13 protein-coding genes are annotated in these 11790 nt (G+C 40.0%); 12 read left to right on the forward strand and 1 reads right to left on the reverse strand.

Annotated features, from left to right (window positions below):
• Window positions 1-111: 111 nt before the first annotated feature.
• Window positions 112-1122 carry a YeiH family protein gene (locus tag ACERDH_RS08220; RefSeq protein WP_386686086.1) on the reverse strand — a complete coding sequence of 337 codons (1011 nt, stop codon included), beginning with the start codon at window positions 1120-1122 and terminating at the stop codon, window positions 112-114.
• A gap of 148 nt (window positions 1123-1270) precedes the next feature.
• Between ACERDH_RS08220 and ACERDH_RS08225 the strand changes: the two genes are divergently transcribed.
• The 12 genes from ACERDH_RS08225 (at window position 1271) to ACERDH_RS08280 (ending at window position 11765) form a co-directional block, all read left to right on the forward strand.
• Window positions 1271-2440 (forward strand): pyridoxal phosphate-dependent aminotransferase, encoded by a 1170-nt coding sequence (locus ACERDH_RS08225; RefSeq protein WP_386686089.1) that lies wholly within the window; start codon window positions 1271-1273, stop codon window positions 2438-2440.
• Window positions 2437-3207: a DNA repair protein RecO gene (recO, locus tag ACERDH_RS08230; protein WP_386686092.1), complete on the forward strand. Its 771-nt coding sequence runs from the start codon at window positions 2437-2439 to the stop codon at window positions 3205-3207. Before ACERDH_RS08225 ends, recO begins: the two co-directional genes overlap by 4 nt.
• Window positions 3204-4196, forward strand: a complete 993-nt coding sequence (gene plsX, locus ACERDH_RS08235) for a phosphate acyltransferase PlsX (RefSeq protein ID WP_386686095.1) — start codon at window positions 3204-3206, stop codon at window positions 4194-4196. The genes recO and plsX overlap by 4 nt, the downstream gene beginning before the upstream one ends.
• Window positions 4197-4201: 5 nt before the next feature.
• Window positions 4202-4435: an acyl carrier protein gene (locus tag ACERDH_RS08240; RefSeq protein ID WP_000136445.1), complete on the forward strand. Its 234-nt coding sequence runs from the start codon at window positions 4202-4204 to the stop codon at window positions 4433-4435.
• A gap of 422 nt (window positions 4436-4857) precedes the next feature.
• Window positions 4858-6039 carry an N-acetylmuramoyl-L-alanine amidase family protein gene (locus ACERDH_RS08245; RefSeq protein WP_386686100.1) on the forward strand — a complete coding sequence of 394 codons (1182 nt, stop codon included), beginning with the start codon at window positions 4858-4860 and terminating at the stop codon, window positions 6037-6039.
• Between the two features lie 89 nt (window positions 6040-6128).
• Window positions 6129-7313, forward strand: coding sequence for a PspC-like choline-binding domain-containing protein (locus ACERDH_RS08250; protein ID WP_386686103.1), 1185 nt, complete (start codon window positions 6129-6131; stop codon window positions 7311-7313).
• Window positions 7314-8042: 729 nt separating this feature from the next.
• On the forward strand, window positions 8043-8897 hold the full coding sequence (locus ACERDH_RS08255) for a GHKL domain-containing protein (protein WP_415741918.1): 855 nt from the start codon (window positions 8043-8045) through the stop codon (window positions 8895-8897).
• 18 nt (window positions 8898-8915) lie between these two features.
• Window positions 8916-9125, forward strand: a complete 210-nt coding sequence (locus ACERDH_RS08260; RefSeq protein ID WP_004235961.1) for a response regulator — start codon at window positions 8916-8918, stop codon at window positions 9123-9125.
• Between the two features lie 308 nt (window positions 9126-9433).
• Window positions 9434-10441 (forward strand): GHKL domain-containing protein, encoded by a 1008-nt coding sequence (locus ACERDH_RS08265; RefSeq protein ID WP_415741919.1) that lies wholly within the window; start codon window positions 9434-9436, stop codon window positions 10439-10441.
• A gap of 11 nt (window positions 10442-10452) precedes the next feature.
• Window positions 10453-11184, forward strand: a complete 732-nt coding sequence (locus ACERDH_RS08270) for a response regulator transcription factor (protein ID WP_001221869.1) — start codon at window positions 10453-10455, stop codon at window positions 11182-11184.
• 116 nt (window positions 11185-11300) lie between these two features.
• Window positions 11301-11480, forward strand: a complete 180-nt coding sequence (locus tag ACERDH_RS08275; protein WP_386686222.1) for a hypothetical protein — start codon at window positions 11301-11303, stop codon at window positions 11478-11480.
• Window positions 11481-11558: 78 nt separating this feature from the next.
• Window positions 11559-11765 carry a bacteriocin immunity protein gene (locus ACERDH_RS08280; RefSeq protein ID WP_386686113.1) on the forward strand — a complete coding sequence of 69 codons (207 nt, stop codon included), beginning with the start codon at window positions 11559-11561 and terminating at the stop codon, window positions 11763-11765.
• Window positions 11766-11790 lie beyond the last annotated feature (25 nt).

An 11790-nucleotide genomic window follows, 5' to 3' on the forward strand; every position in this document is an offset into this window, starting at 1 on the left:
AGTCAAGAGCAATAAGGCTTGAACAAAGTGAAAGCCAGCGTCTTTAGGCGCTGGCTGGTAATTTGGGCTTATAGCCCTGGGACAAACCACCCGTTTGACGGGTGGTCATGATTAGAAAATGCCGATAAGGGTCTGCATACCAAGACTGGTGAGGATGATGGCAATCCAGCAGATGGCTCCGAGAATAATGGATTTTCCACTGGATTTGACCATAGCGACCAGATTGGTTTTGAGACCGATAGCACTCATGGCCATGATAATGAGGAATTTGGAGAGTTGTTTGAGAGGGGTAAAGAAGCTACTAGACACACCGAGAGAGGTCAGGAGGGTAGTTAGAAGAGATGCGAGGATAAAGTAAAGGATAAAAAGTGGGAAGACTTTTTTAAGTTGTAATCCTTGCTTACTTTTTTGTTCGCGACTTTGCCAGTAGGAGAGGAAGAGAGTGATGGGGATGATAGCTAGGGTTCGTGTGAGTTTGACAATGGTTGCGGATTCGAGGGTATTGGTCTGGTAGAGACTGTCCCAGGCGCTGGCGGTAGCCGTTACAGAGGAAGTATCATTGACCGCAGTTCCTGCAAAGAGGGCGAAGCCGTCATTGGATAGATGAAGCCAGGTTCCTAGAGTTGGAAAGATGAGCGCAGCAAGGACATTGAAGAAAAAGATAACGGAGATGGCTTGGGCTACTTCCTTTTCCTTAGCATGGATAACGGGCGCTGTCGCTGCAATGGCAGAGCCCCCACAGATAGAAGAGCCTACTCCAATCAAGGTAGCCAGTTTTGTGTCCAGTGCAAAGAAACGCTGGAAGAGGTAGGCAACAATCAAGGCTATTGAAATTGTGGACAGGATGACAGGGAGTGAAGATTGGCCAACTGCAAAGACTTGCGAGATATTGAGACCAAAACCAAGCAAGATAACGGCATACTGGAGCAATTTTTTAGAACTAAAGGTCAATCCCGCATCCAGTTGTTTATAGGGCGAGAGAAAGGGATGTAGGAGCATGCCTATGAAAATGGCAAAAACGGGCGCGCCAATCACAGGGAAGAATCCGCCTAGATACCAAGCAAGTAGTGAAATCAGAAGGCAGGCCAAGATGCCTGCTCCATTTTTTGATAGAAATGACATAAAAACCTCCAAATAGAATCTGTTACCATTATAGACCTGTAAACAGGAAAAGTAAAATAGAAAGTGGAAAGCTATTCTCTAATGTATTTTTGCGGTCGGGGGGCTTTTGTAGTATAATAGAGATACGTTTTGAAAGTAGGAGGTATCTATGGACTTAACTAAGCGCTTTAATAAACAGTTAGATAAGATTCAAGTTTCGTTGATTCGTCAGTTTGACCAGGCTATTTCGGAGATTCCTGGGGTTTTGCGTTTGACCTTGGGGGAACCTGATTTTACAACGCCAGACCATGTCAAGGAGGCGGCCAAGCGAGCGATTGACCAGAACCAATCCTACTATACAGGGATGAGTGGTTTGCTGACTTTACGTCAGGCAGCTAGTGACTTTGTTAAGGAAAGGTACCAACTGGACTATGCTCCTGAAAATGAAATCTTGGTTACAATTGGGGCGACAGAGGCCTTATCTGCTACTTTGACAGCTATTTTGGAAGAGGGAGACAAGGTGCTCTTGCCAGCTCCTGCTTATCCAGGCTATGAACCGATTGTCAATCTAGTTGGGGCAGAGGTTGTCGAGATTGATACGACTGAAAATGGTTTTGTCTTGACTCCTGAGATGTTGGAAAAGGCCATCTTAGAGCAAGGTGACAAGCTCAAGGCGGTTATTCTTAACTATCCAGCTAATCCGACAGGAATTACCTATAGTCGTGAGCAATTGGAAGACTTGGCAGCTGTTTTGCGCAAGTACGAGATTTTCGTTGTCTGTGATGAGGTTTACTCAGAATTGACCTATACAGGGGAAGCCCATGTATCTCTAGGAACCATGTTGAGAGACCAGGCTATTATCATCAATGGTTTGTCTAAATCGCATGCCATGACAGGTTGGCGTTTGGGGCTGATTTTCGCTCCTGCGACCTTCACAGCCCAGTTAATCAAGAGTCACCAGTACTTGGTTACTGCCGCAAATACTATGGCTCAACATGCTGCGGTGGAAGCCTTGACAGCTGGTAAAAACGATGCGGAGCCTATGAAGAAGGAATACATCCAGCGTCGTGATTATATTATCGAGAAAATGACTGCTCTTGGTTTTGAGATTATCAAACCAGACGGTGCCTTCTATATCTTTGCTAAGATTCCAGCGGGCTACAATCAAGATTCTTTTGCCTTTCTGAAGGATTTTGCTCAGAAGAAGGCCGTTGCCTTTATCCCTGGTGCTGCCTTTGGGCGTTATGGAGAAGGTTATGTTCGCCTATCTTATGCAGCCAGCATGGAGACTATCAAAGAAGCCATGAAACGGCTTGAGGAGTATATGAGAGAAGCATGATTCAGTCTATCACGAGTCAAGGCTTGGTGCTCTACAATCGTAACTTTCGTGAGGATGATAAGCTAGTCAAGATTTTTACAGAGCAGGCTGGCAAGCGCATGTTTTTTGTCAAACATGCTGGCCAGTCTAAGCTGGCACCTGTTATTCAGCCCTTGGTGCTGGCTCGATTTCTCTTACGAATCAATGATGAGGGGCTTAGCTACATTGAGGATTATCATGAGGTGATGACTTTTCCCAAGATTAATAGCGATCTCTTTGTCATGGCTTATGCGACCTACGTTGCAGCTCTTGCCGATGCTAGTTTGCAGGACAATCAGCAGGATGCTTCCTTGTTTGCTTTTTTACAAAAGACCTTGGAGTTGATGGAAGCGGGCTTGGATTATCAGGTTTTGACCAATATTTTTGAAATTCAAATCTTGACTCGATTTGGGATCAGCCTCAATTTTAATGAGTGTGTTTTTTGTCATCGGGTTGGTCAGGCTTTTGACTTTTCTTTCAAATATGGCGCCTGCCTCTGTCCAGAGCATTATCATGAAGATGAGAGACGTTGCCATCTCAATCCCAATATCCCTTATCTGCTCAATCAATTTCAAGCCATTGATTTTGAGACTTTGGAGACCATTTCGCTCAAGCCTGAAATCAAGCAAGAGCTACGCCAATTTATGGATCAACTCTACGAAGAGTATGTTGGGATTCACCTAAAATCAAAGAAATTTATTGATTCCCTAGCAGATTGGGGACAATTACTAAAAGAGGAAAACAAATGAAAAAAATCGCAGTAGATGCCATGGGGGGCGATTACGCACCTCAAGCCATCGTTGAGGGTGTCAATCAAGCCCTAGCTGACTTTTCAGATATTGAGGTTCAACTCTATGGAGATGAAGCTAAAATCAAGCAATATCTGACAGCGACAGAGCGCGTCAGCATTATCCATACGGATGAGAAGATTGATTCGGACGATGAACCTACGAGAGCTATTCGGAAGAAGAAAAATGCTAGTATGGTCTTGGCGGCCAAGGCTGTCAAAGAAGGCGAAGCAGATGCTGTTCTCTCAGCTGGGAATACAGGTGCTTTGTTGGCGGCAGGATTCTTCATCGTGGGTCGTATCAAGAATATCGATCGTCCTGGACTTATGTCAACATTGCCGACCGTTGATGGGAAAGGTTTTGACATGCTAGACCTTGGTGCTAATGCGGAAAATACAGCCCAACACCTCCACCAATACGCTGTCCTAGGTTCTTTCTATGCCAAGAATGTTCGTGGCATTGCTCAACCACGTGTTGGCTTGCTCAACAACGGAACAGAGAGTAGTAAGGGCGACCCGCTTCGCAAGGAAACCTATGAATTACTAGCGGCTGATGAAAGTTTAAACTTTATCGGAAACGTGGAAGCGCGTGATTTGATGAATGGCGTTGCGGATGTTGTCGTGGCAGATGGTTTCACGGGAAACGCTGTGCTCAAATCCATCGAAGGGACAGCCATGGGAATCATGAGCTTGCTCAAGACCGCTATTACAAGTGGAGGTCTGCGAGCGAAACTAGGTGCCCTCCTGCTCAAGGATAGCCTCAGAGGTTTGAAAAAACAGCTCAACTATTCAGATGTTGGTGGGGCAGTCTTGTTTGGTGTCAAAGCACCGGTTGTCAAGACTCATGGCTCAAGTGATGCCAAGGCTGTGTATAGTACAATCCGCCAGATTCGTACCATGCTAGAAACAGACGTAGTTGCCCAAACTGCGCGTGAATTTTCAGGAGAATAAAAGAGATGACAGAAAAAGAAATTTTTGACCGTATTGTGACCATTATCCAAGAGCGACAGGGAGAAGACTTTGTCGTGACAGAATCCTTGAGTCTGAAAGATGATTTGGATGCGGACTCAGTTGACTTGATGGAGTTTATCTTGACACTGGAAGATGAATTTAATATCGAAATCAGTGATGAGGAAATTGACCAACTCCAAAGTGTAGGAGATGTGGTTAAAATCATTCAAGCAAAATAGAAATCGGAGTTCCAAGGCATTTGCTTTGGAATTTTTCTTTGGTTCAAGTGACCGTTTAGGAACAGATTTAGTCTTTCTAGGGACAGGAGAGATATGAAAACAAATAAAGGATATAATGTAGTCAGAAAAATCAATCTCCAAAAAGGAGATAAGAAATGAAGATCAAATGAAAATATCAATTGATTTCTGTTAGAACAAAAAATGTTAATATAATCACAATTTTAATTGACTTTCCTTTTTTACAGGACTATAATGTAGATATAAAAAAGGATTTATTTTATAGTTGGGGGAAGGTGATGGCTATGTACTTTTTATAAACTAGTCTCTATCTTTTGTTCTTGGAAATTTTAGGAGTTCTATTTTGACTTCGTTTCTATTGGATTTTCTTGCTTTGGATTTATCTATTTTAGGAGGAAATGGCTATGAAAAAATCTAAACTACTTACACTTGGTTTGCTTGCAGGTGCTGGTCTACTTTTGTCTATCAACCAAGCACAAGCTGCAGATACTTGGGTTAAAAATGGTTCTGACTGGAATCTTTCTCAAGATGGCAGTCTCGCTAAAAATAAATGGGTACAAAACGCTGGTTCTTGGTACCACTTTGACGGTTCTGGTAAAATGCAGACAGGCTGGCTCAAAGATGGGAATACATGGTATTCGCTCGCAGACAGTGGCGCTATGCGTACTGGCTGGTACAAGGAAGGTAACACATGGTACTCACTTGCAAATAGTGGTGCTATGCGCACAGGTTGGTACAAAGAAGGGTCCACATGGTATTACCTCAAAGACAGTGGCGCTATGGCAACAGGATGGGCGACTGCAAATGGTCAATGGTCTTACTTTGAAAAATCAGGTGCAATGGTAGCAGATAGAGCTGTTCCAGCAAGCGATGGGGAAAGTTATGTCATTGGTAAGGATGGTTATATGTTAACCAGACTCCCAAGTCAGGTTGAACAATCTCAAGCGGATGATACAATTATCAGAAATATTGTTACTTTGTCTGACGGGTATGATTATTATCTTATTTATACAAAAAATGGAGTCATTGTTGAAAAGAATGCCTGGTACATCAAACCAGAGTTTAAAAAGTTTTCTAATAAATATGGGGATTACGTTTCCAATACGATGTTGGCTTTAACAGATAATAAAGATCAAGGACAGGAAATTGATCCTAAAGCTGTTATAAAGAATTTCCAAAACTTACCAAACAGGTATTACTTTGGGGCAGATGGTCGTCGCGTAACAAATTTACCAGAAATGACCACCTATTCAGAGATTAAAAAAGTTGGAAATGATGTCTATCTAGAAAATCCAGGTGCACGACTTTTTCTTGGAGCTACCAGCTTCACAATCAATAATAATAAACTATATCACTTAGATGGTGCTAATGGCAAACTCAAAACAGGTTATTTTGCATTGATTGATGATAGACCAAGTTCTCATCACTATCATATTCTTGTTTATGCAGACCAATCTGGTGAAATTCTTAAAATGAAACGATTGCCAACAGGAATTTCAGATTATCTTAATAAAGAAATTGACGGTTTCTACGGTCAAACTGTTAAAATCGATAGTAAGACAGGAAATGTTTCTGTTGTGAAATAAACTATCTGACAGAGTAAAACGAAAAAAGCGAACAGCTTTGTCTACTAGGAAGTCATGTTCATTTCGCTATAGAATAGGAGGAAATGGCTATGAAAAAATCTAAACTACTTACACTTGGTTTGCTTGCAGGTGCTGGTCTGCTTTTGTCAATCAATCAAGCACAGGCTGCAGATACTTGGGTTAAAAATGGCGCTGACTGGAATCTTTCTCAAGATGGCAGTCTCGCTAAGGATAAATGGGTGCAAAATGCTGGTTCTTGGTACCACTTTGACGGTTCTGGTAAAATGCAGACAGGCTGGCTCAAAGACGGAAATACATGGTATTCCCTAGCAGATAGTGGCGCTATGCGTACTGGCTGGTACAAGGAAGGTGGCACATGGTACTCTCTAGCAGATAGTGGCGCCATGCGTACAGGTTGGTACAAAGAAGGGGCTACATGGTATTACCTCAAAGGCAGTGGCGCTATGGCAACAGGATGGGCGACTGCAAATGGTAAATGGTCTTACTTTGAAAAATCAGGTGCTATGGTCGCAGACAGAGCTGTTCCAGCCAGCGATGGAGAAAGTTATATCATTGGTAAGGATGGCTATATGTTAACTTTAAAAAATAGCCCTTATAAAAATGATGATATTGTCCGTTTAGGCGATGGATATGAATATCTGATTAAAGCAAAATTTGACGGAAATAACTTTACTGATGTTATCGTGGCTAAAAACACTTGGTATATCAAGCCTGAAATCAAGAAGTTTTCCGACAAATATGGGGATGAAGTTTCAAATATAATCTTAGCTTTAGTAGATAATAAAGAAGAAGGACAAGAAATTGATCCTAAAGCTGTTATTCGTAATTTCCAAAATCTACCAGGTCGATATTACTTTGGAGCAGATGGTCGTAGAGTATTACCACTTCCAGAGATGACAACTAGATCAGAAATCAAAAAAGTTGGCAATGATCTTTATCTAGAAGACCCAGGTGTACGACTTAGACTTCCATCTACTGACTTCACAATCAATAACAATAAACTATACCATTTAGATAATGGACAAGGTAAGCTTAAAACAGGTTACTTTGTATTGATTGATGACGGTATGTCTACACCCCACTATCACTTACTTGTATATGCAGACCAATCTGGTGAGGTTCTTAAGATGAAACGCTTGCCATCAAAATTTATAGATTATCGTGATAAAGAAATCGATGGTTTCTATGGTCAAAAAATTAAGATTACACAACCAAATAAGAATGAATATTACAAGGTTCTTGTGGTAAAATAAATAGATAAGCAATCTTCACAACGAATATAAAATTAAAACGTGCAAATCATTTTCAAGAGGCTTTAGATTTCTTGTATTTTAAAAGAAACTAAGGCCTTTTGTGGATTTATAAGGGGATAGAGAGGATATAAAATTATGAAAAGGAGTTTGTCATGAAAATGAAAAATACATTTGTAGAATTGGAACAATTTGAAGATATTTACAGTTGGTGATATCTATTCCCAAAGCAAAGCTAGTGTTTTGCTACTAATGGGTTAATTAAACGGATTTATGATTATATTACTTGAATTTTTAGTGTTTATATTGATTTTAATCAATATTTTAGCTCCTCCGATTTATCTAGGTAGTCAACTCTCTAAAGCATTTTATGACAAACGCTCTATATTTCTTTGGGTAGTTTTTCATCTATTTGCTACCTTCGTTTTTCCGAGTTTCTTGCATGTTGCCAATTTATTATTCTTTTATATAATATTTTGGATTGTGTTAAAGAAAAAGAAGAAGGAAGCTCTCTTTCTTGCCCTTTATCTATTTATGTTTTATCAAAGTATTCGATATTTGGTTTTGACATTTATAATACGATTGATATTTGACTACTCTGAACTATCTGATTTCTTGCATAGTGGATTTGATTCTGTATTTAGTTTGATTTCGTTGTTTTTGTCTGTTGTCATTTTAAGACGATGGGGAATTGATTTCAATATATTATTTTTAGATAAATTTCAATCGTTAGTGACGAAAAGTATGTGGATCTTATCCTTATTGTTTGGTTTCAGACTGTTTTCATCCATCATGTCTGGAGGATGTAATCCTTTCTACGTTCGTTTTGATACGACCATTTCTCTCTTGATTTTCATTCTCTTTTTCTCTTGGCTCTTTTACATCAAGCATTTGGAGCAGGTTTATCGTGATGAGCAGACCATTCAGAGACAGGAAGATGAAAATCGTTCCTTGCAAGGGATGGTGGATAAGCTAGGTCATCTCTATGATGAGGTTCGCGGTTTTCGTCATGATTTTGCAGGGATTGTCGCCAGTATGGAGCCTGCTATAGCTAATCAAGATATGGCTGAGGTTTCTACCATCTATCAAGATGTTTTTCTAAAGACTAATGAAAAGCTGAGGAAGGCGGACTACACAGCCTTTAATCTTCACAATATTCATGATATAGCCATTCGTAATACCTTGGCAAAAGCCATGATTGTGGCAGATAATCAGGGAATTCATTTTAGTTTGGAGACGGTGGGGGTCGTAGAAGAGCTGGCATTACCTATGTTGGAGGCTATCCGTATCCTCTCTATCCTCACGACAAATGCCTTAGAGGCAGCCAGTGAGGCTGAAAATCCGCAGATTCGGGTTGCTTTGTTGGCAGGTGATAGGAGTGTCCGTTTTATCATTGAAAACACTCGTAAGAAAGAAGAACTGAATCCCAGCATTCTCAGTCAAAAGGGTTACTCTACCAAGGGAAACCACAGTGGACTGGGCTTGGCAACCTTGGAGGATATGGTTTTTAATTATGATTTAAACTTAGATACTCAGCTAGGAGAGACGACTTTTAGACAAGATTTAGAATTACCATTTAAGGGGTGAGAAACGAGGGGGAGAGGAATGAGAATTTTAGTTTTGGAAGACGATAGAGTCCAGCAGGGACGGATAGAGCAGACTTTACTAGATATTGGTCGCTCTCGCAATTTGAGATTGGAAATTGATATTGCCAAAAACTATGGAGATGTTGAAAAGTATTCTCAGTATTTTGACCATTACCAACTCTATTTATTGGATTTAGAGATTGATGGAGAGCGTGATTGGATAGTATGATTTTGACTTTTATTAAGGAAACTCTATTTGCTTTATTGTTGATAGTCTCCATTATAATTCCTCCAATCTATCTAGGTTACCAAATTACACCGGAATTTCGTAAAAAGAGATACATAGTCTATTTACTAATGATGCAAGCAATAGCTGGTAAAACTTTTTTTGAAATTATGTATTTGGAAGTTTTAATCTTTTTTTACCTTATTTTCTATATGAAAGGGAAGAAAAAGGGGGAGTCTTTATTTCTTTCGCTCTATCTTTTTAGTTTTTATCAGAGTATTCGTTATTTATTGGTATTGTTCTATATTCGGATGCTAGATATAGATATGCTATCAGAAGTAGGAAATGGGATTGTTAACTCTTCTTTTTCCCTATTAGCTATCGTACTAACAGTAGTTATGATGAAGCGCTGGTCTTTGGATTTGGATTTATTTTTTTCAGATGCTTTCAAAACCCACTATCGTAAGAGTTTTTTCATTATCCTACCTCTGACTGTGTTTAGGATATTCTCTTCGTTTATGACCAATAGAAATAGTTCTTTCTACGTTCGATTTGACACGACCATTTCTCTTCTGATTTTCATTCTCTTTTTCTCTTGGCTCTTTTATATCAAGCATTTGGAGCAGGTTTATCGTGATGAGCAAACCATTAAGAGACAGGAAGATGAAAATCGTTCCTTGCAAGGGATGGTGGACAAGCTAGGTCATCTCTATGATGAGGTTCGAGGTTTCCGTCATGATTTTGCGGGAATTGTCGCCAGTATGGAGCCTGCCATAGCGAATCAAGATATGACTGAAGTTTCTACCATTTATCAAGATGTCTTTCTAAAGACCAATGAAAAGCTGAGGAAGGCGGACTACACAGCCTTTAATCTTCACAATATTCATGATATAGCCATTCGTAATACCTTGGCAAAAGCCATGATTGTGGCAGATAATCAGGGAATTCATTTTAGTTTGGAGACGGTGGGGGTCGTAGAAGAGCTGGCATTGCCGATGTTGGAGGCTATCCGTATCCTCTCTATCCTCACGACAAATGCCTTAGAGGCAGCGAGCGAGGCTGAAAATCCGCAGATTCGGGTTGCTTTGTTGGCAGGCGATAGGAGTGTCCGTTTTATCATTGAAAACACTCGTAAGAAAGAAGAGCTAAATCCCAGCATTCTCAGTCAAAAGGGTTATTCGACCAAGGGAAACCACAGTGGACTGGGCTTAGCGACCTTGGAGGATATGGTTTTTCATTATGATTTAAACTTAGATACCCAGCTAGGAGAGACGACTTTTAGACAAGATTTAGAATTGCCATTTAAGTATGAGAAATGAGGGGGAGAGGAATGAGAATTTTAGTTTTGGAAGATGATAGAGTCCAGCAGGGGCGTATAGAGCAGACTTTACTAGATATTGGTCGCTCTCGCAATTTAAGATTGGAAATTGATATTGCCAAAAACTATGGGGATGTTGAAAAGTATTCTCAGTATTTTGACCATTATCAGCTCTATTTATTGGATTTAGAGATTGATGGAGAGCGTGAACGGGGCTTTCAGGTTGCTCAACAGGTTCGGGAGCGGGATCCTTTTACAAGCATTGTCTTTGTGTCCACGCACTCGGAGGCCTTGCCTCTAGCTTTTCGCTACCACTTGTCTGCCTTGGATTTTATTTCCAAGGATCAGCCTGAGGAGGATTACCGTCATCAGCTGGAGCGCTGTCTGGACTATGTACTGGCAGTGGACAAGAGGGAAAATATGCGTCTCTTCACCTATAGTTTTGAGGGAAGACGTGGCTTTACTCTGCCCTACCATGAGATTTTAGCCTTTGAAACCTCAGTGGAATCCCACCGTATCAAGGTTTATTATGCCAATCATTCTATCAAGACCATTTATGGCAGTCTCAAGGATATCGCTGCAAAGGCTGAAAAAGATTACTTTGTCTATGCCAATCGCAATACTTTAGTCAGTTTACAGGCAATTGAAGAGATGACTGCCACAGAAGTGACCTTGTTAGAAGGCTTGCATTTTCCCGTATCACGGACAGCCAGAAGAACCCTTAAAAAACATCTCAATGTCTAATATCTGTTAGACTTGAATGAGTTTATCAATAAGAATGTCGGAAAATTTTCTGATATTCTTATTTTTTTGACTTCTTTTTCGAATAGATAAGTAAGAGGAAAAGGAAGGAGTTTGCTATAAAAACATTTTTATTAGCTTTTGCTGAGGGTTATTTTATCGTATCGCTCATAATCTACATCGCAACGTATTTGATTTTGAAAAATCCGATCAATACCCTATTTTATCCAGAAATTTACCCTGTTTTATTTGGGATCTTTTATCTAGGATATAAGTCCAATAGAAAGCAAGTAGAGTAAGTAGCTAAGAATGACTTGTTAGTCTGCGCTGAAAATAGCTAGGCTAGGATCTCAGAATGCATCACATTGGAGTTTAATATGAAATTTGTTAAATCAATACTGAAAGTTTGGCCTGAAATTATGGTATTACTTAGTTCAATGTCTTATATCATCATCAGATTAGTAGCTGACATAAATAAAGTATCTTTACCTACTTGGTTTGATAATTCTAATATACCCACGGTTGCATTATTTATGATGGTATTCATTCTTTTATATAGAAGTAAAGAAAAAAAGAATAGATAAATTTGAAGCAGTAGACGCTCTATAG

Source organism: Streptococcus bovismuti, from assembly GCF_042436615.2.
Classification (GTDB): domain Bacteria; phylum Bacillota; class Bacilli; order Lactobacillales; family Streptococcaceae; genus Streptococcus.

Bases quoted from the DNA above. Each gene is read 5' to 3' on its own strand.
- ACERDH_RS08220 (WP_386686086.1), bottom strand. From the start codon at position 1,122: ATGTCATTTCTATCAAAAAATGGAGCAGGCATCTTGGCCTGCCTTCTG.
- ACERDH_RS08225 (WP_386686089.1), top strand. From the start codon at position 1,271: ATGGACTTAACTAAGCGCTTTAATAAACAGTTAGATAAGATTCAAGTT.
- recO (WP_386686092.1), top strand. From the start codon at position 2,437: ATGATTCAGTCTATCACGAGTCAAGGCTTGGTGCTCTACAATCGTAAC.
- plsX (WP_386686095.1), top strand. From the start codon at position 3,204: ATGAAAAAAATCGCAGTAGATGCCATGGGGGGCGATTACGCACCTCAA.
- ACERDH_RS08240 (WP_000136445.1), top strand. From the start codon at position 4,202: ATGACAGAAAAAGAAATTTTTGACCGTATTGTGACCATTATCCAAGAG.
- ACERDH_RS08245 (WP_386686100.1), top strand. From the start codon at position 4,858: ATGAAAAAATCTAAACTACTTACACTTGGTTTGCTTGCAGGTGCTGGT.
- ACERDH_RS08250 (WP_386686103.1), top strand. From the start codon at position 6,129: ATGAAAAAATCTAAACTACTTACACTTGGTTTGCTTGCAGGTGCTGGT.
- ACERDH_RS08260 (WP_004235961.1), top strand. From the start codon at position 8,916: ATGAGAATTTTAGTTTTGGAAGACGATAGAGTCCAGCAGGGACGGATA.
- ACERDH_RS08265 (WP_415741919.1), top strand. From the start codon at position 9,434: ATGCTAGATATAGATATGCTATCAGAAGTAGGAAATGGGATTGTTAAC.
- ACERDH_RS08270 (WP_001221869.1), top strand. From the start codon at position 10,453: ATGAGAATTTTAGTTTTGGAAGATGATAGAGTCCAGCAGGGGCGTATA.
- ACERDH_RS08280 (WP_386686113.1), top strand. From the start codon at position 11,559: ATGAAATTTGTTAAATCAATACTGAAAGTTTGGCCTGAAATTATGGTA.